Origin of the sequence: Roseovarius autotrophicus (assembly GCF_018069895.1) — a bacterium.
GTDB lineage: Bacteria > Pseudomonadota > Alphaproteobacteria > Rhodobacterales > Rhodobacteraceae > Roseovarius > Roseovarius autotrophicus.
On record NZ_JAGQDH010000021.1, the window covers coordinates 1 to 16,776 of the forward strand.

General features: G+C 64.3%; 13 protein-coding genes. 2 read left to right on the forward strand and 11 right to left on the reverse strand.

Going from position 1 to position 16,776, the window contains the following annotated elements; translation table 11 throughout:
* From KAK09_RS15440 to rpsL, 4 genes are all read right to left on the reverse strand, one after another.
* A partial coding sequence (locus KAK09_RS15440; RefSeq protein WP_247651178.1) for a GTP-binding protein occupies positions 1-127 on the reverse strand: 127 nt, incomplete at its 3' end.
* Positions 128-210: 83 nt separating this feature from the next.
* Positions 211-2,334 carry an elongation factor G gene (gene fusA / locus KAK09_RS15445; protein ID WP_210879837.1) on the reverse strand — a complete coding sequence of 708 codons (2,124 nt, stop codon included), beginning with the start codon at positions 2,332-2,334 and terminating at the stop codon, positions 211-213.
* Positions 2,335-2,354: 20 nt separating this feature from the next.
* Positions 2,355-2,825, reverse strand: coding sequence for a 30S ribosomal protein S7 (rpsG, locus tag KAK09_RS15450; protein WP_210879838.1), 471 nt, complete (start codon positions 2,823-2,825; stop codon positions 2,355-2,357).
* 98 nt (positions 2,826-2,923) lie between these two features.
* Positions 2,924-3,295 carry a 30S ribosomal protein S12 gene (gene rpsL, locus KAK09_RS15455; RefSeq protein ID WP_210879839.1) on the reverse strand — a complete coding sequence of 124 codons (372 nt, stop codon included), beginning with the start codon at positions 3,293-3,295 and terminating at the stop codon, positions 2,924-2,926.
* Between the two features lie 300 nt (positions 3,296-3,595).
* Between rpsL and KAK09_RS15460 the strand changes: the two genes are divergently transcribed.
* On the forward strand, positions 3,596-4,414 hold the full coding sequence (locus KAK09_RS15460) for a glycosyltransferase (RefSeq protein WP_210879840.1): 819 nt from the start codon (positions 3,596-3,598) through the stop codon (positions 4,412-4,414).
* Here the strand turns inward: KAK09_RS15460 and KAK09_RS15465 are convergent.
* From KAK09_RS15465 to KAK09_RS15480, 4 genes are all read right to left on the reverse strand, one after another.
* On the reverse strand, positions 4,353-5,273 hold the full coding sequence (locus KAK09_RS15465) for a DMT family transporter (RefSeq protein ID WP_210879841.1): 921 nt from the start codon (positions 5,271-5,273) through the stop codon (positions 4,353-4,355). The genes KAK09_RS15460 and KAK09_RS15465 overlap by 62 nt on opposite strands.
* Positions 5,274-5,339: 66 nt before the next feature.
* Positions 5,340-6,119 (reverse strand): inositol monophosphatase family protein, encoded by a 780-nt coding sequence (locus KAK09_RS15470; protein ID WP_210879842.1) that lies wholly within the window; start codon positions 6,117-6,119, stop codon positions 5,340-5,342.
* A complete protein-coding gene (locus tag KAK09_RS15475; protein WP_210879843.1) occupies positions 6,106-7,452 on the reverse strand; it encodes a TldD/PmbA family protein in 1,347 nt (448 codons plus the stop codon). Before KAK09_RS15475 ends, KAK09_RS15470 begins: the two co-directional genes overlap by 14 nt.
* Positions 7,453-7,509: 57 nt before the next feature.
* Positions 7,510-9,012 (reverse strand): DUF2125 domain-containing protein, encoded by a 1,503-nt coding sequence (locus KAK09_RS15480; RefSeq protein WP_210879844.1) that lies wholly within the window; start codon positions 9,010-9,012, stop codon positions 7,510-7,512.
* Between the two features lie 131 nt (positions 9,013-9,143).
* Here KAK09_RS15480 and KAK09_RS15485 point away from each other — a divergent pair, with 131 nt between their 5' ends.
* On the forward strand, positions 9,144-9,893 hold the full coding sequence (locus tag KAK09_RS15485) for an SDR family oxidoreductase (RefSeq protein ID WP_210879845.1): 750 nt from the start codon (positions 9,144-9,146) through the stop codon (positions 9,891-9,893).
* A gap of 39 nt (positions 9,894-9,932) precedes the next feature.
* On the opposite strand, the gene ade is transcribed toward KAK09_RS15485, so the two are convergent.
* From ade to KAK09_RS15500, 3 genes are all read right to left on the reverse strand, one after another.
* Positions 9,933-11,627, reverse strand: a complete 1,695-nt coding sequence (ade, locus tag KAK09_RS15490; RefSeq protein ID WP_210879846.1) for an adenine deaminase — start codon at positions 11,625-11,627, stop codon at positions 9,933-9,935.
* A gap of 774 nt (positions 11,628-12,401) precedes the next feature.
* Positions 12,402-15,914 (reverse strand): DEAD/DEAH box helicase, encoded by a 3,513-nt coding sequence (locus KAK09_RS15495; protein ID WP_210879847.1) that lies wholly within the window; start codon positions 15,912-15,914, stop codon positions 12,402-12,404.
* Positions 15,901-16,683: a HamA C-terminal domain-containing protein gene (locus tag KAK09_RS15500; RefSeq protein ID WP_210879848.1), complete on the reverse strand. Its 783-nt coding sequence runs from the start codon at positions 16,681-16,683 to the stop codon at positions 15,901-15,903. The genes KAK09_RS15495 and KAK09_RS15500 overlap by 14 nt, the downstream gene beginning before the upstream one ends.
* Between the last annotated feature and the right edge of the window lie 93 nt (positions 16,684-16,776).

Consider the following 16,776-nt stretch of genomic DNA (forward strand, 5'->3'; position numbering starts at 1 on the left):
CATAGGCCCGGAACTCGCCGAAATACTTCGTGATCGCCGCCGTCAGCGTCGTCTTGCCGTGGTCAACGTGACCAATCGTGCCGATGTTCACATGCGGTTTCGAACGGTCAAACTTTTCCTTTGCCATGGTCTTGGCTCCTTTTTCTTTGCGGATGGTGGGCCGGGGCCCACCCTACGGTTTGGGTAGGGCGGGTTGCCCCGCCACCCGGATCAGGCGAATTTCTTCTGGATCTCGTCCGAAATGTTCTGCGGCACCGGATCATAATGCGAGAACTGCATCGTGAACTGGGCGCGTCCCGAGGACATCGAGCGCAGCGTGTTGATATAGCCGAACATGTTGGCGAGCGGCACATTGGCGTTGATCGCGATGGCGTTGCCGCGCGTATCCTGGCCCGACACCTGACCGCGCCGCGAGGTAAGATCGCCGATGATGCCACCAGTATATTCCTCGGGCGTGACGACCTCAACCTTCATGATCGGCTCGAGCAGCTTGGCACCGGCCTTTCGCAGACCTTCGCGCATGCCCATCCGGCCGGCGATTTCAAACGCCATGACCGAAGAGTCGACATCGTGGAACTTGCCGTCGATCAGCGCGACCTTGAAGTCGATCACCGGGAAACCGGCAAGCGGACCGCTGTCCATGACCGAACGGATGCCCTTCTCGACGCCAGGAATGTATTCCTTTGGCACCGAGCCGCCGACGATCCGGCTTTCGAAGGAGAAGCCTTCGCCCGGTTCTGTCGGCGTGATCACCAGCTTGACTTCGGCGAACTGACCCGAACCACCCGACTGTTTCTTGTGGGTATAGGTGTGCTCGACCTCGTGGCTGATGGTCTCGCGATAGGCCACCTGCGGCGCGCCGATATTGGCCTCGACCTTGAACTCGCGCTTCATGCGGTCCACCAGAATGTCGAGATGCAATTCGCCCATGCCCTTCATGATGGTCTGGCCCGATTCGATATCGGTCTCGACGCGGAAGGACGGATCCTCGGCGGCCAGACGCGCAAGCGCCGCGGCCATCTTTTCCTGGTCATTCTTGGTCTTGGGTTCGACCGCGATCTCGATCACAGGATCGGGGAAGGTCATGGTTTCAAGCACGACGGGCTTGCTCGGATCGCACAGCGTGTCACCGGTCGTGGTTTCCTTGAGACCGGCAAGCGCGATGATGTCGCCGGCAAAGGCTTCGTCGATTTCCTCGCGGTTGATCGCGTGCATCATCATCATCCGGCCGACGCGCTCTTTCTTGCCTTTGGTGGCATTGAGCATCGCGTCGCCCTTCTTCATCACGCCCGAATAGATGCGTGTGAAGGTGAGCGAGCCGACGAAGGGATCGTTCATGATCTTGAATGCCAGCGCCGAGAAGGGCTCGGAGTCATCGGCATGACGCGCGATGTTGCGGGTTTCGGTCTCATCATCGGGCGAGAAACCCATATAGGGCGGAACGTCCAGCGGCGAGGGCAGGAAGTCGATCACCGCGTTGAGCAGGGGCTGCACGCCCTTGTTCTTGAAGGACGACCCGGCCAGAACCGGCACGAAGCTGAGCGACAGCGTGCCCTTGCGGATGAGCGTGCGCAGCGTCGCCTCGTCAGGCTCTTCGCCTTCGAGATAGGCTTCCATCGCGGCATCGTCCATCTCGACGGCAACCTCGATCAGGTTGGCGCGCCACTCGTCGGCGAGATCCTTGAGGTCGTCGCGGATCGGCTGGCGAACCCAGGACGCGCCCAGATCCTCGCCCTTCCAGACCCATTCTTCCATCTTGATCAGGTCGATGATGCCTTCAAGCTTGTCCTCGGCCCCGATGGGCAGAGCGACAGGCGCCGGGATGGCCCCGGTCCGGTCCTTGATCATCTTGACGCAGTTGAAGAAATCCGCGCCGATCTTGTCCATCTTGTTGACGAACACCAGACGCGGCACCTTGTAGCGGTCGGCCTGACGCCACACGGTTTCGGTCTGCGGCTCGACCCCGGCATTGCCATCAAGCAGGCAGATCGCGCCGTCGAGAACGGCAAGGCTGCGCTCCACTTCGATGGTGAAATCGACGTGGCCGGGGGTGTCGATGATGTTGAAACGCACCTTGGTGTCGGCGTCGCCCTCGGTGCCCGGATCCTCCTGGCGCTGCCAGAACGTCGTGGTCGCAGCCGAGGTGATGGTGATGCCGCGTTCCTGTTCCTGCTCCATCCAGTCCATCGTTGCGGCGCCGTCATGGACTTCGCCGATCTTGTGGGACTTGCCGGTGTAGAACAGGATGCGTTCGGTCGTCGTGGTCTTGCCCGCGTCGATATGGGCCATGATCCCGAAGTTGCGGTAGCGCTCAAGCGGATAATCGCGTGCCATTATGAAATGCCTCTCTCGGGTTACCAGCGGTAGTGGCTGAACGCTTTGTTGGCGTCGGCCATCTTGTGGGTGTCTTCGCGTTTCTTCACAGCCGAACCGCGGCTCTGAACGGCATCGAGCAACTCGCCGGCCAGACGCTCTTCCATGGTCTTTTCGTTGCGGGCGCGCGAGGCGTTGATCAGCCAGCGGATCGCCAGCGCCTCGCGGCGCTCGACCCGAACCTCGACGGGCACCTGATAGGTGGCCCCGCCCACACGGCGCGAGCGGACCTCGACCGAGGGCTTGATGTTTTCGAGCGCCTCGTGGAACACTTCGACGGGCGCGCGCTTGATCTTGCTCTCGATGCGCTCAAGCGCATTGTATACGATGGTCTCGGCGACGGATTTTTTGCCGTCGATCATCAGGTTGTTCATGAATTTCGTCAGAACCCGGTCGCCATATTTGGCGTCGGGGAGAACTTCGCGTTTTTCTGCGGCATGACGACGGGACATGTGGTTATCCTTCGATCTCTTGGTTCACACGTCCCGGGCTTGACCCGGGACCTCTTGACTGGACGAGGCCCCGGATCAGGTCCGGGGCGGGTCGAAACTTATTTCGGGCGTTTCGCCCCGTATTTCGAGCGGCGCTGCTTGCGGTTCTTGACGCCCTGCGTGTCAAGAACGCCGCGCAGGATGTGATAGCGCACGCCGGGAAGGTCTTTTACCCGGCCACCACGGATCAGGACCACCGAGTGCTCCTGAAGGTTATGGCTCTCGCCGGGGATATAGCTGATGACCTCGAAGCCATTGGTCAGGCGCACCTTGGCAACCTTGCGCATGGCCGAGTTCGGTTTCTTCGGCGTCGTGGTGTAGACGCGCGTGCAGACGCCACGCTTCTGCGGGCAGCCCTGAAGGTGCTGCGATTTCGTGGTTCTGACTTTCGGCTGCCGCGGCTTGCGGATCAGCTGCTGGATCGTTGGCATTCCGGTTCTTTCCCCGTCTCTCAACACATGTGTCTGCAAGGGCCAGCCCCTGCGGTTCATCGAAGGCGAATCGCGCGTCCGCAATACGCAAATGCCGCACCCGCACCCCTCTTTTCGGGTGCGACGCGGCGGGTTTCCAGAGGATCGGGGCAAATGGGCCCGGATCTTGACCACTCAGTTCTGGATCAGACAGGGGCCCTGCCACCTGCCATGGATGGGGCGCGTATAGGCAGAGTCGCGTGCCTTGTCAACAGCCGCTCCCGGTGCGATGCTCTGCGCGCACAGCCCAAGGCCCTGCCTATGCGCGCGATCGGAATCTGCCGTTTTTCCTACCCTGCCCTCGGCGGGTTCAAGCGTATGCACGACACCATCGAGGAGCGCGAGGCCTATCTCTATGACGACGCCCGGATGGCGTTGCGCTTTCGCCATTTCGAGGCGCTGACCCTGCCCTCCATCGCCGCGCAGAGCGATGGCGACTTCACCTTCCTGATCATCACGGGCGAGAGCCTGCCACCGCCTTGGCGAGACCGACTCCATGACATCACCGCCGACGTGCCGCAGGTTAGGATCATTCCCTGCCCGCCGATGCGCCATCGCATCGCCATGCAGACGGCCATCAAGGAAGAACTGGGCGAGGACACGACCGAGTCGCTGCAATTCCGGCTCGATGACGATGATGCGGTCGGGCTTGGATTTGTGCAGGGGTTGCGATGGTTCGCGCGCGTCACCGCGAAGATGCGGCGCAAATGGCGTCATGTGGCCTTCGAGTACAATCGCGGCTATTCGGTGCGGCTTTCGGCGCAGGGGATCGAGGCCGAGGAGGTGACAACCCATTTCTGGGCTTGTGGGCTCGCCGTGCTGTTTCGCCCCGGCGATCCGCGCACGGTGATGAATTTCGGCCATCACAAGCTGCACCACGAGATGCCCACGCTCATCAACCCGGCGCCGCCGATGTATCTGCGCGCCCATCACGGCGACAACGACACCGGCGAGACGCAGGCGCCCACCGGCCTTGCGCCGCTCGACGCGGCCACGCGCGCGCGCTTTCTGCGGGATTTCAACGTGGACGAGGACCGAGTGAAAGCTCTCTTTGCCGCGCCATGCGCGCGCGCCGGTTGACCTGCGCCTCGCGGTAGAGGGTGAACAGGCCCGAAGCCACCACAATCGCCGCGCCGATCAGGGTGATCGTCCGTGGCCAGTCGCCGAATACCACCCATCCCAGGAGCAGCGCCCAGACAAGGCTGGTGTAGCGGAACGGCGCGACAAACGAGATTTCCCCCACCCGCATGACCATGATGGAGCACAGATAGCCGCCGATGATCATCACCGAGGCGCCGAGGATCAGAAGCGCCGACCGCCCGTCCACCGGCACCCAAGGCTCGGTCAGGCTCGCCACGCCAAAGGCCGCCATGATCGAGGCCGAGGTGATCAGCGTCACCAGCATAGACGGCACATCCCGCGACAACCGCCGCGTTGCCAGATCGCGCAGCGTGACAAAGGCCACCGCCGCCAGACCATAGACCGAATAGATGGTGAACCCCTCCGTGCCGGGCCGCACGATCAGCATGACGCCAATGAACCCCACAAGGATCGCCGCCATCCGCCGCCAGCCCACCGGCTCTCGGAAGAACAGCGCGGCAGCCAGCGTGATCGTGAGCGGCAGCGCCTGCATGATCGCGCTGATATTGGCGATCGGCATGTGATACAGGGCCGTGACGAAGAAATAGGCCGATCCGATCTCGCCCACCATCCGCCAGAACACCGGCCCCCAATCCTCGCGCGGCAGGCGGCGCGCCAGCGCACCCATCCACCACGCCACCGCCCCCACCATCAGCGTGGTGAGGATGCCGCGCAGGAACATCACCTGAAACACCGGCAGACTGCCCGCCAGCCCCTTGATCATCGCGTCATTGAAGGTGAACGCCGCCATCGACCCCATCATCAGGAGCGCGCCAGTCAGATTGTCGGAACGGGCCATGAGCCGCCTTTTGATCAGAGTATGCCCTGACTTAGACGCGGATCGCGCGCCGCCGCAAGGCGCATTTCAGTCAGCCAGCGCCGCGCGCATCGCGCCGTGCAGCACCGGGTTGGCGGCAATCACGCCCGCCACCTGCGGATGCGGGTTGTTGAAGCGCAAGACGCCACCCGCGCGGTCCGATGTGGCCGCCCCCGCCTCGCGCAGAATCAGATCGCCCGCCGCCACATCCCATTCCCATGTCGCGCGCAAGGTCAGCATCGCGTCGTATTTCCCCTCGGCCACAAGGCTCAGCCGATAAGCAAGCGAAGGGCGAAAGCCGCGCCGCATCATCGGCACACGCCCGCCCCGCCAGTGTTCGGGGGCAAGCGCCGGACTTGACGCCAGCACCGTCGCGCCAACAAGGGCCCGCCTGTCGCCCGCCCGGATCGTGACACCGTTCAGCGTAGCCCCCTGCCCCGCTGCTGCGGCATAAAGCTTGTCGCGCATCGGCAGGTAAATGACGGCGGCGCGCACAACCCCGCGCTCGGCCACGGCAAGCGCGTGCGCCCAGAGGTTGGTGCCTTCGATCAGGCTGCGCGTGCCGTCGATGGGATCGACGATGAACACCCGCTCGGCCCCCAACCGCGCGGCATCGTCCTCGGTCTCCTCCGAGAGCCAGCCATAGCCGGGCCGAGCCCCGCGCAAACGCTCGGCCAGATGGGCGTTCACCGCCAGATCGACTGCCGTCACCGGCCCCGCGCCACCAGCCTTGTCGATGACATCCAGCGGACGCGCGAGCGCCGAACGCGCCACCTCGCCCGCCTCGCGCGCCGCCGCGATCAGAAGGGCGAGATCATTCCCCGGCAAGCATCAGCCCCTCGACCAGAAGCGACGGCACCACCCGGCTCAGATGCGCACGCGCGTCATTGGCCGGGACTATCCGGCGCAGCATCTCGGGCAGGATTCCGGCGATGGTGCATTCATTGACAGGATACGCAATCTCGCCTCCCTCGATCCAGAAACCCGCCGCGCCGCGCGAATAATCGCCGGTATTGGGGTTAATCGTCGCCCCGATGAGCGACGTCACCAGAAGGCCCTTGCCCATCTCGCGGATCAGATCGTCGCGGCTTCTGTCGCCTTGCGTCAGCGCCACGTTCCAGACCGAAGGCGAAGGTGGCCCCGAGACCCCGCGCGCGGCATTGCCCGTGGGGGTCATCCCCAGCTTGCGCGCATTGGCCAGATCAAGCGTATAGCCGCGCAAGATGCCCCGCTCCACAATAAGGCGCTTTGCTGTCGGCAGGCCCTCGGCGTCAAAAGGCCGAGAGCCGGAGACGCGCGGGCGGTGCGGATCCTCGCGCAGATCGAGCGCCTCGGGCAACACCGGCTCGCCCAGCCTGTCGCGCAGCCAGGACGCCCCGCGCGCCACCGCGCCACCCGAGGCCGCCGCCAGCAGATGCCCGATCAGCGACGCCGCCACCCGCTCGTCATAAAGCACCGGGTAGGCGCCCGTGGGCGGCTTGCGCGCACCCAGGCGTTCCACCGCCCGCGCCCCCGCGCACTGACCGATCTGCTCGGGTGCGCGCAGGTCGGCGGCAAATACGCGGGAATCGCCATCGTAATCGCGCTCCATCCCCGTTCCGGTCCCGGCGATCGCCACGCAGGAGATCCCCGCCTCGGAGCGCGCATAGCCACCGGCAAAGCCGTTCGTGCCCGCAATCTGCACTTCGCGCAGGGACCAGGCAGCCGAGGCCGATTGCACCTGCGTCACGCCCGCGACCGAGAACGCCGCCGCTTCGGCCGTCTGCGCCCACGCCATCAGCGCCTCGGGGGCAGGCTCGGGCGCGGGGTCGCACAATTCCAGCCCCGCCAGATCCCAGCCTCGCGCCAGTTGCGACGGGTCCGCAAGCCCCGCATAGGGATCCTCGGGCGCCTCGCGCGCCATGGCCACGGCGCGCTCGGCCAGCGTTGAAATGGTCTCGGGCGCGGTGTCGGAGGCCGAAACATTCGCCTGCCGCCCGCCGATCAGCACACGCAGCCCGATATCCACGCCCTCGGCGCGTTCCGCCTGTTCCAACGCGCCGCCGCGCATGTCCACCGTGACCGCCCGGCCCCGCACCGCCATCGCGTCGGCGGCCTCGGCCCCGGCCTTCCTGGCCGCCCCGATCAGGGCGGCGGTCAGTTCCTCAAGCGGTTGCAACATCGGCCCCTCCTGCTTATCGCCTCGCAGGTAGACCGCCCCGCCGCCCCGCGCAAGACCTCAGCGCAGCCGCTGTCCGTTGACGGTGAGCGCACCGTCCTTCGCGACCTCCACCCGCGAGGTTAGCGTATCCTCACCCTCGACCGCGCGCGCGAACAGGCCCGCCATCATCCGCACCATCATCGCCTGCTCCTCGGGCACGATCCCCATGCCAATCAGCCGATCCAGCAGCGCATTGCCCCCCTCAAGCCGCAGGTCAACCGCTCCCTCGACGGCAGGCAGCCCCGTTCCAGAGGGCGCATCCATCTCGACGCTACCGGCCCCGGTCAGCCTCGCCCCGAGCGCCGATACCAACAACCGGTTAAGGTCGATCCGTTCAATCACGCCCGGTTCACGCCCGGTCTCCTCCAGCATTTCGATCATCGCCGGATCAAACAGATCAACGGTCAGCCGCCCCTTGCCCGACAGATCGAGCACAAGGTCCATCGGATCGCGCGGCAGATTGGCGGCGGGGTCCAAGAGCGCCCATATCGTCTCGGACAGCCTGATCGCGTTCATCTCAAGCGCCACTCCGAAATCCTGCATCGCCTCGCTCGGAGCCAGCGGCATCGTGAACCTGCCCGCCATCCGCGCCACCTCATAGGCAAGCGGCATCGGCAGGATCGGCAAGTGCGCCTCGGTCCGCGAGTCCTCAGCCTCGCCGCCGTAGGACACGCCCTCAGCGGACAAAGCGAAATGCAGACTGCTGCGGGCATTTCCCGAGGCGACGCGGGTGGTCTCGCCCGCTTCGGTCACGACATACCGCCCTTCACCCGCACCAAAGCGCATCCGGCCCTCCATTTCCAGCCCGGCGTTGAGCGCATCCCCCATCCGCGCCATGTCGATATCGTCGGGCAAGTGCATCCGGGTGTCATAGGTCATCCACTCGGCAGCACCCGCGTAGTCGAAACTGTTGTCCTCCTCGGGCATCTCGAAACGCAGCGCATAGCTGACCGGCCCCGAGGTTAGATTCTGAACCATCTGCCGCCCCGTGCCCTCGGGTTGCGTCACACTCTCCCCCGCCACGCCAGTGAGGCGGATAACCCCCTCAAGTGTCTCCTGCGGCTCGCCACCGATGGTCACTTCACCAAGCGCAAGCCTCAGTTCGTCGGCGGAATAGGCATAACGCAGCGCCTCGGGTGTGCCGGAGGCGATGATCTCCAGCCCCGTTTGCGCAAGCGTCAGGATGACGGTGACCGGCTCTCCCTCCTCGGGCGACACGGCAAGGGCCATGGGCATTGTTTCGGGATAGATCACCGTGACCGAGCCATCGCCGCGCTCGGCGAGTTCGATCCGCCCAAGACGCATCTCGATGCGCCCGCCGTCCTCGGGGATGTCTTGCGTCAGCCCCAGATCGGCAATGACGATACCGCCGGCGCTGCGCTGCGGTATGCCCGTCACCTCAAAACCGAAACCGGCAAGAGTGGCCTGCCAGTCCCGCCAGATATCCTCGGCGGTGACATCGGCAAAGGCACCCCCGGCCATGGCGCCGAGAACAAGGACGGAAACGGACAAACGGCGCATGGCGAAAACCTCTCGTGTGGAAATCTCCGTCCCAACTTCGGGCCTGCATGGTGCGGGGTCAAGCCATGACACGACTGGAATTCGTCGATGGCGCCGGGTAGGAAAGAGAGACAGGCAAAGGGGGCTGCACCATGAGCATGACCGGAAAATGCGTTCTCATCACCGGCGCAAGCAAGGGAATCGGGGCCGCGGCCGCGCGGGTCTTTGCGCAGGCGGGTGCGAATGTGGCGCTTGTCGCGCGCAATGGCGAGGCAATCGCGGAGCTTGCAGGCGAGATCGGGCCAAGCGCCATCGCCATTCCCTGCGACGTCAGCCGCTTCTGGGAAATGGCCGCCGCGGTCGAGGCCTGCCATACGGCCTTCGGCCAGCTTGACGTGCTGATCAACAATGCCGGTTTGATCGCCCCCATCGCTGCGCTTTCCGAGGCCGATCCCGAAGCATGGGGCCACACCATCGACGTCAACCTCAAGGGCGTGTTCAACGGGATGCGCGCGGCGCTTCCGGGCATGATCGCGCGCGGCGCAGGCACGATCCTGACCGTCAGTTCGGGCGCGGCGCATAATGCGCTTGAAGGCTGGAGCGCCTATTGCGCCTCCAAGGCGGGCGCGGCCATGCTCACCCGCAGCGCGGATCTGGAAGCGCGGCCCGCAGGCGTGCGCGCCATGGGCCTTTCGCCCGGCACGGTCGCCACCGACATGCAGCGCGAGATCAAGGCAAGCGGCGTCAACGCCATCAGCCGTCTGGACTGGTCCGACCATATCCCCGCCGACTGGCCCGCCAGGGCGCTCTTGTGGATGTGCAGCGCCGAGGCGGATGATCTTCTCGGACAGGAGATTTCGCTGCGCGACCCCGCCATGCGCGCCCGCATCGGCCTTGACTGATGCGGCGGCGCCCTGGCGGCGGCCGGTCGTTCCCCGACATCAGCCGATCAGTTCGAACCGGGTCACATCCACCAACCCCCGGTCGGTGATCTTGAGCGCGGGAATCACCGGCAGCGCGAGAAACGCCAGTTGCAGGAACGGCTCGCGCAGCGTGACGCCAAGCGACGCCGCCGCCGCGCGCAAGTCCACGAGCCGGTCGCGCACCTCCTCGAAGGGCGCAAGGCTCATCAACCCGGCGACCGGCAGCGGCAATTCCGCCAGCACCGCACCGTCCCGCACCACCACGAAACCGCCCTCGATCTCCGACAGGCGATTGGCCGCCAGCGCCATGTCGTCGTAATCCACCCCCACGCAGGCGATATTGTGGTGATCGTGACAGACGGTCGAGGCAATCGCCCCGGCCTGCAACCCAAAGCCGCGCACAAGGCCGTTGGCGATATTGCCGTTCTTCCCGTGCCGCTCGATCACCGTGATGCGGGCCAGATCGCGCGCCGGATCGGGCCGCTTGTCGCCATCCACGATCGGCACATCCTCATGCAGGTGCGCGGTGATGATCTTGCCCTCGATGATGCCGATGACATCCGTCGCCTCGCGGTTGCCCGCCGCCCGGAAATCCGCCGCGCCGACGTGCGGCGCACGAACCGAGTGCCGCCCCACCGGCGCCACGCCCCCGCGCGCGGCGAAGGCCGCCGCATCGGCCATCACGCCACCGCAGATCACCAGCCGCACGTCGCATGCCTCCAGCGACCCCACCGCCACGATATCCGCCCGCCGCCCCGGCGCGATCAGCCCCCGGTCGCGCAGCCCGAACGCCTCCGCCCCCGACAAGGACGCCGCACGATAGGTGGCAAGCGGGGCCACGCCCGTCGCAATCAACGCCCGGATCATGTGATCGAGATGCCCCTCCTCGGCGATATCGAGCGGGTTGCGGTCATCGGTGCACAGGCACATATATGGTGCCGTCACCTCCGTAAGCAGCCCGCTCAGCGCGTCCAGATCCTTGCTGACCGATCCCTCCCGGATCAGCACCCGCATCCCCTTTTGCAGCTTCTCGCGCGCCTCCGCCTCCGTGGTCGCCTCATGTTCGGTGCGGATACCCGCCGCGCAATAGGCGTTGAGGTCGCGCCCCGTAAGCTGCGGACAATGCCCATCCACATGCCCCCCCTCGAAAAGCCGCAGCTTGGCCATCATCCCCGGATCACGATGAATCACGCCGGGATAGTTCATCACCTCCGCCAGCCCGATCCCCGACGGGTGCCCCATCAGCGCACGCAGATCGTCGGCCCCGATCGCCGCGCCAGAGGTCTCCATATCCGTCGAGGGCACACAGGACGACAACTGCACCCGCAGATCCATCACCGTCTGCGCGCTCGCCTCCTGGAAATAGCGGATACCCGCCACCCCCAGCACATTGGCAATTTCATGCGGGTCACAGATCGCCGTGGTCACGCCATGGGGCGTCACGCAGCGGTCGAACTCCAGCGGCGTGACCAATGAGCTTTCCACATGCAGGTGCGTATCGATGAAACCGGGCACAAGGATCAGGCCCGCCACGTCGATCACCCGCGTGCCCTCATACGCCGCCCCGATGCCCACGATGGTATCGCCACAGATCGCCACATCCCCCGCGATCATCGCCCCGGTGATGAGGTCGAATACCTCACCCCCCCGCAGGACCAGATCGGCGGGCACATCCCCCCGCCCTTGCGCGATCCGCTCTTCCAGCCCGGCCATCTCCCGCCTCCCGTCCGTTTGTACGAGTGTCGCGCGCAGGCGCGTCAAGGGCAAGCCCCGAGCCGCGCATCGGCTCTGAAGGGGGTAATCCCCGGCTTTGATGATGTGAAAAGGAAGAATGTAGATACTGGTCCGTCACGTATTTGTTTGAACTGGTCCGGGGGGCAGTACGCGCCATTGACCGTCTTTGAAGTGAACGCCGATGCTGTGCCGAGGTCGTCTCGGATTTGAACCTACGACCTTCAGGTTATGAGCCACAACATATTGATTCTAATGATACTTTTAATTTCAAGCGATTAGCTAACAAGCCTTTGTAAGCACGACGCTATTCGCCGCTTTTGATCGGATTTCAGCGTATGCAGACGGAATCAGATGTGCGCAAAACCGCGTTCACGGGTTGACCAGACGTTGACCAAAGCATTCAAACGATCATGACGCAATGGGCGGGGAGCCGACGAATGCAGGCGCGGCAGGTAGATCGCGGCAACTCTGACAAAGCGGTCGTTCACGAGCGGTGCAGCAATCGCCCTGGCCGGCAGCCGGTGGCGGGCTGAAAGCCGACTGAATGCAGCGCAGCATGGAGATCGAGGCAATCCTGCATAGGCCGCCCCGCAGTGAGAAGGTCATTTCTGCGTCCTGTGGCAGGTCAGGCACACACAGCTTGCCTTTGGGGCCGGCATGGGACTTCACCACGGGCTACCGCCATTTCAGATCGAGCAGGTAAAACAGCTGCGATAAGCCCGCGAAGATCACCAGCCACGCCCTATTCCCTTCTTACGCGTCGGCTGTCGGCCAGCGCAGTTTTCCGCGACCGATGCGCAAGGCTTCCACAAGCCTGGTGTTACCCGGCAATCGACCCGAGAAGAGGCTGGGCTTCGGATCGACTGCCGACTTCTTGAATGCGGCGACTCTTTGGTAGTCGGGCGTCGTCAGCCAGGTGCGCCCATCGCCCACGTCGGTTACAACCCGATAAAGGCCGGCAGGCGGTGCGGTGGCGATGTCGAGCAGACGTTTGTAGTGTTCGACCGACCACTTCTGGATGCCGCCGCTGAGGGCCTCCGTACGGAAGCGTGCCCATAGCGCAGCGGTGTCGGGCGTCGGCCAGTCGCCGGCGTCTGTATAGGCCGTAATCTCGTCGGATTCGAGCCAGGCCCGCATCTCGGCGGGCGTGACGAAGATCGGTTTGGCATCTTCGATCGCGGCCATAGCCGCACGCCGTGACGGCAGGCCCGCGCGGATCAGCATCGCCATCATGAACTGCGGGACGCCAGTTTCGACCGATCCCGCCGCACCGCCCGCCACCGTGTCCGGCGACCAGCCGAGCGACATTCGGCGGGTGCGGACGGCTTCCAGCGCCCAGACCAGGCGATAGGTGAAGGCCTCCTCGACCGCGCGCATGTTCTGCGGCCCAATCTTGGCGACATCCTCGCCAGAAACCCAGCTTCGCAGGATGACTTTCCAGTTCGCCGGCAGCGCGTTCGCCTTATCGGGGATGAACGGCCGCATGAACAGCAGGCGCTCTCCAAGGCCACCGAGCGCATCGACAAGCTCGTCGATGTCACCGCTCAGCGATGCTGCGTCTGCACGGTCGAGCAGTGCAGCCAACTCGTCGGCCATTGCGTCGATCGAGAGGCCTGCCTCAAGTCCAACGCCCATGGCAAAATGCCCTCGCCGCGCCGGCGCAGTGGTGGTTTTCCAAATAAGATCGGCACGCGCTTCAAACACTTTCTTGTGCAATGGGGCGACGTCCTCGTCTTCGCGGGCGATCTGACGTGCCCAGAGCGATCCTTTGAGCGCTTCATCCAACAGCTTCGGCAGGTCAGCGCGATCGGCATCCAGCGCTTCGATCAAGCCAAACACGGTCGCGTCGAGGCGCTCGACGATTTGCGATAGCGGCTCCTCATCGACGCTTTCTTCCTCGTCGCCGCCACCGCCCTCATCCTCATCGCCGCCATCGACATCGGTATCGTATTCCGCGCCTGCAGCGAGGCGCTCGGCGACCGCAGCTTCTTCCTTCGGCGATCTCCATGCTTCGCGGGCATTGGCGAGATATTCCCAAGCATCGTCGCGATCCAGGACGCCTTCACGTGACAAGCGATCAAGGATCTCGGCGACGATCTGGATAAGGCCGCTTTTCAGCGTGCGTACCCTGGCGGAGGCGACAAGCTTTCGCCACTCCTTCTTTCGCCAATCAATCTTGTCGAACATGACGTGCACAATGAGGCCTTCGACGTCCACGAAGGCGCGCCCGGCGCGGCCAGCGACGTTCGCGAACTCCTCGCCTTTGATCTTCTCGGACGCCCGATACAACGCTGGCACCAACAAGACGGCGGCGTTTAGGTTGAGGCCTTGCGACAAGGTCGGCGACGCGACGATGACTTTCAGGACCCCCTCGGACAGGAGGGCTTCCAGCTCACGCAGGAACGGGCTCGGCAGCCGGCCATGGTGGATGGCGACGCCTGCTTTCAAGCAGGCGACGGCGGGATGGTCCTCGCCCAACCATTCCTTGCCCACCTCCAAGGCACGCGCGATCGGCGCTTCGTCTTCCAGCAGCGAGTCCAGATAGCCACGCTTGCAAAGGTCCACGACTTGTTTGCCGTAGCTCTCGACCCAATTGGCCTGGGTAGAGAAGATCAGGGTCCGCTTGCCCTGGCTTGCAAACTCCCACGCCGCGAACAAGGCGAGGTGCGAGTTCTTGCGCGGATAGGGCTTCTTCTCTTTCCCCAGCGCCGCTTTCTCGACAACGAACTTGTCGAGAAAGGGACCATCATCGTCGAGATCGAGCCGGAGCAGCCCGTCATTACCCCGCCAGGTGAGTGCGCCGAACCGCTGTCGCGTGGGGCGCCAGTCGGAACGCACCGGCTCGCCCGGTTCGTCCGAGCGGATCCATGCGGTGAGATCGTTCAACTCGTCGCCGCTGGGCAGGATCGCGGAGAGACAGACAATTCTGCGTTCGTCCGCATCCGCGCGCCGAAGCAGACGTTGCACCAACGTCTCGTAGCGGATTTCGCGCTCGCTAGGGCCGATCATGTGGCCTTCGTCGAGGACGATCAGGCCGACATCATCAATCACCGACGAGTCGCTTCTCAACGCGAAGTCGAGCTTCTCGGGCGTCGCGATGATGATCTCGCGGGTGCGCAAAGCGTCTTCATCACCAGCCGAAAGGCCGCTGGCGCCATAAAGCGAGGAGACGCTGAAACCGAGCGGCGCGAAGGTTTTTCTGAAAGATCGCTCGGTCTGGGCGGACAAGGCGCGCAATGGCGTAACGATCAACACCCTGCGCGCCGATGACAGGGTCATCAATGCGGCGATCTCAGCCACCCGCGTCTTACCGGCGCTAGTAGGCAAGGCCACGACCAGATCGTCGGTGACATCGGTTGAACGCCTGGCCGCTTCGCGCTGTGATGGCCATAGCTCCACCTCGGAGGTCTTGCGGGCAAAAAGCGACGAGATGAACAGGCGCCGCAAATCGGGGTATTTCTCTTCTGTCCCCTCAGGCGGCTCGGTCGGCAGCGTCTGATGCAGCGAATGCAGCCAGAGGTCGTCGATCAGGTGGCGGCAGAGGTTCGAAATCCACCAAAGCGGCACATTCTCCGCATTGTCCGCCAGTCTGACCGCAGTGGCGAGCAACGCCCGTGCGGTCTCGATCGGCTCGGGCTCGCCGGTCTCGAGAGCGAAGTCAAAATGCGCCAGAGCTCGGCAGATCGTTGTGTTGAGGATGGTCGCCAGCACCTCGTCGACGTCTGGTTCTTCCCCTCGTAGCGCCTCGGCGATCTGCTCATCGCCATGAACGTCGTCGTCCAGCCATTCGCGAACGAAGCCACGCAGTTGCCCGAGATCGCGCAGGATGAGGTGTCGGATCGCTGTTTCACCCGGCGAGGCGTTGAGGTCGCCTGCCGTCTCGTTGAAGAGCGAATAGGCAACCGCCGAAAAGCCGGCCAGATGGTAGGCGGCAGCGGTGATCATGCGACGGAAGCCGCGGTCGGGCGCCTCTGGGTCGCCGTTGCGCACCAGGGCTTCGAACGCATTGGCCGCGCGCTCGAACGCCTTGCTGGTCAGTTCCGAAGCGCCAGCCTGGGCACGCAGGGCCATCGCGCCCCGAAGCAGGGCGAAGCCGTGTTCGGCAAGATCGGTTTCGATTGTCGCACCTAGGGGTGGCGCATTTGGTGGCAGCACGCCCTCTTCGCGCATCAGCGACCAGGCCGCACCGCGATAGAGGAGACGCCCAAGGATACCGTCGGCGGTAGCGGTCGCCAAGAATACCGTCAGTTCGTCAATCGTCTCCAAGGTCTTCCGCCTCCTGATACATGGCCGCAATGAAGTCCTGGTGATCTTCGACGTGGATGTTCACGACGTAGTGGTCCCGGTTGGTCCCTGTAGCGTCGAGATCACCCTTCAGCGAGGGGTGGGGGCCGTTGCCCGACACAGTGAAGAGCATGTGGTCGATGCGATCGGCGCGAAGGGACTTCAGGCCTACCTCGTCACGGAGGCTGCGGCCCAGCGCGTTGTCGTCCGGGTCGTTGCTCTCCAGCAGGCGGTTGGCGACGAACAACAGGGAATCGGGCGTGCAGCGGCCGTTGTCGCGGTTGAGCACCTTGCGCGCGCTCGTAACCGTGGCCTTGCCGAGCACCTTATTGCTCTTAGCTTCGCCTTTCAGGAGCCAGAGCTTCTCGCCAGCCCCATCGTATCCGGCGCCGATGAAGTCGTCGCCACGCATGGCCATGTTGCGGCCGTCCTTGTAGCGGAGGCGGCGCACCGGGACGCGCAGGCCGATCTCTTCCTCGACCAGCTCGGTCGCGAGAATTTCGCCGAGGTCGCCGGAGCGGCCTTTCGGTGTTTGGGGCATAGCCTCTCTGAGGATACTGGCGGCGACTTTGAACCCGAGCCGCTCGACGTCTTCGGCGATGCGTTCAAGTCGATCGTAGTGCGAGCGGATGGTCTCGGCGAGGTCATCGCGAATCTCATCTCGGCCCGTGTCCTTCTCGACATAGGTCCAGTAATGCTTCCGCTTATTCTCTTCTTTGGTGGCATTGCACCACCTCTCGTAAAGTCCCATGCAATCCGCCTTTGCCATCGCGCAGCGCAGTTTGACCACATCGACCACCCACACAAGGTGTAGTGGTTGCTTTACATTGATATTTTGTAACTG

What these genes read in the sequence shown, in the direction of transcription:
- fusA (WP_210879837.1), bottom strand. Translation starts at nt 2,334, where the DNA reads ATGGCACGCGATTATCCGCTTGAGCGCTACCGCAACTTCGGGATCATG.
- rpsG (WP_210879838.1), bottom strand. Translation starts at nt 2,825, where the DNA reads ATGTCCCGTCGTCATGCCGCAGAAAAACGCGAAGTTCTCCCCGACGCC.
- rpsL (WP_210879839.1), bottom strand. Translation starts at nt 3,295, where the DNA reads ATGCCAACGATCCAGCAGCTGATCCGCAAGCCGCGGCAGCCGAAAGTC.
- KAK09_RS15460 (WP_210879840.1), top strand. Translation starts at nt 3,596, where the DNA reads ATGCGCGCGATCGGAATCTGCCGTTTTTCCTACCCTGCCCTCGGCGGG.
- KAK09_RS15465 (WP_210879841.1), bottom strand. Translation starts at nt 5,273, where the DNA reads ATGGCCCGTTCCGACAATCTGACTGGCGCGCTCCTGATGATGGGGTCG.
- KAK09_RS15475 (WP_210879843.1), bottom strand. Translation starts at nt 7,452, where the DNA reads ATGTTGCAACCGCTTGAGGAACTGACCGCCGCCCTGATCGGGGCGGCC.
- KAK09_RS15480 (WP_210879844.1), bottom strand. Translation starts at nt 9,012, where the DNA reads ATGCGCCGTTTGTCCGTTTCCGTCCTTGTTCTCGGCGCCATGGCCGGG.
- KAK09_RS15485 (WP_210879845.1), top strand. Translation starts at nt 9,144, where the DNA reads ATGAGCATGACCGGAAAATGCGTTCTCATCACCGGCGCAAGCAAGGGA.
- ade (WP_210879846.1), bottom strand. Translation starts at nt 11,627, where the DNA reads ATGGCCGGGCTGGAAGAGCGGATCGCGCAAGGGCGGGGGGATGTGCCC.
- KAK09_RS15500 (WP_210879848.1), bottom strand. Translation starts at nt 16,683, where the DNA reads ATGGGACTTTACGAGAGGTGGTGCAATGCCACCAAAGAAGAGAATAAG.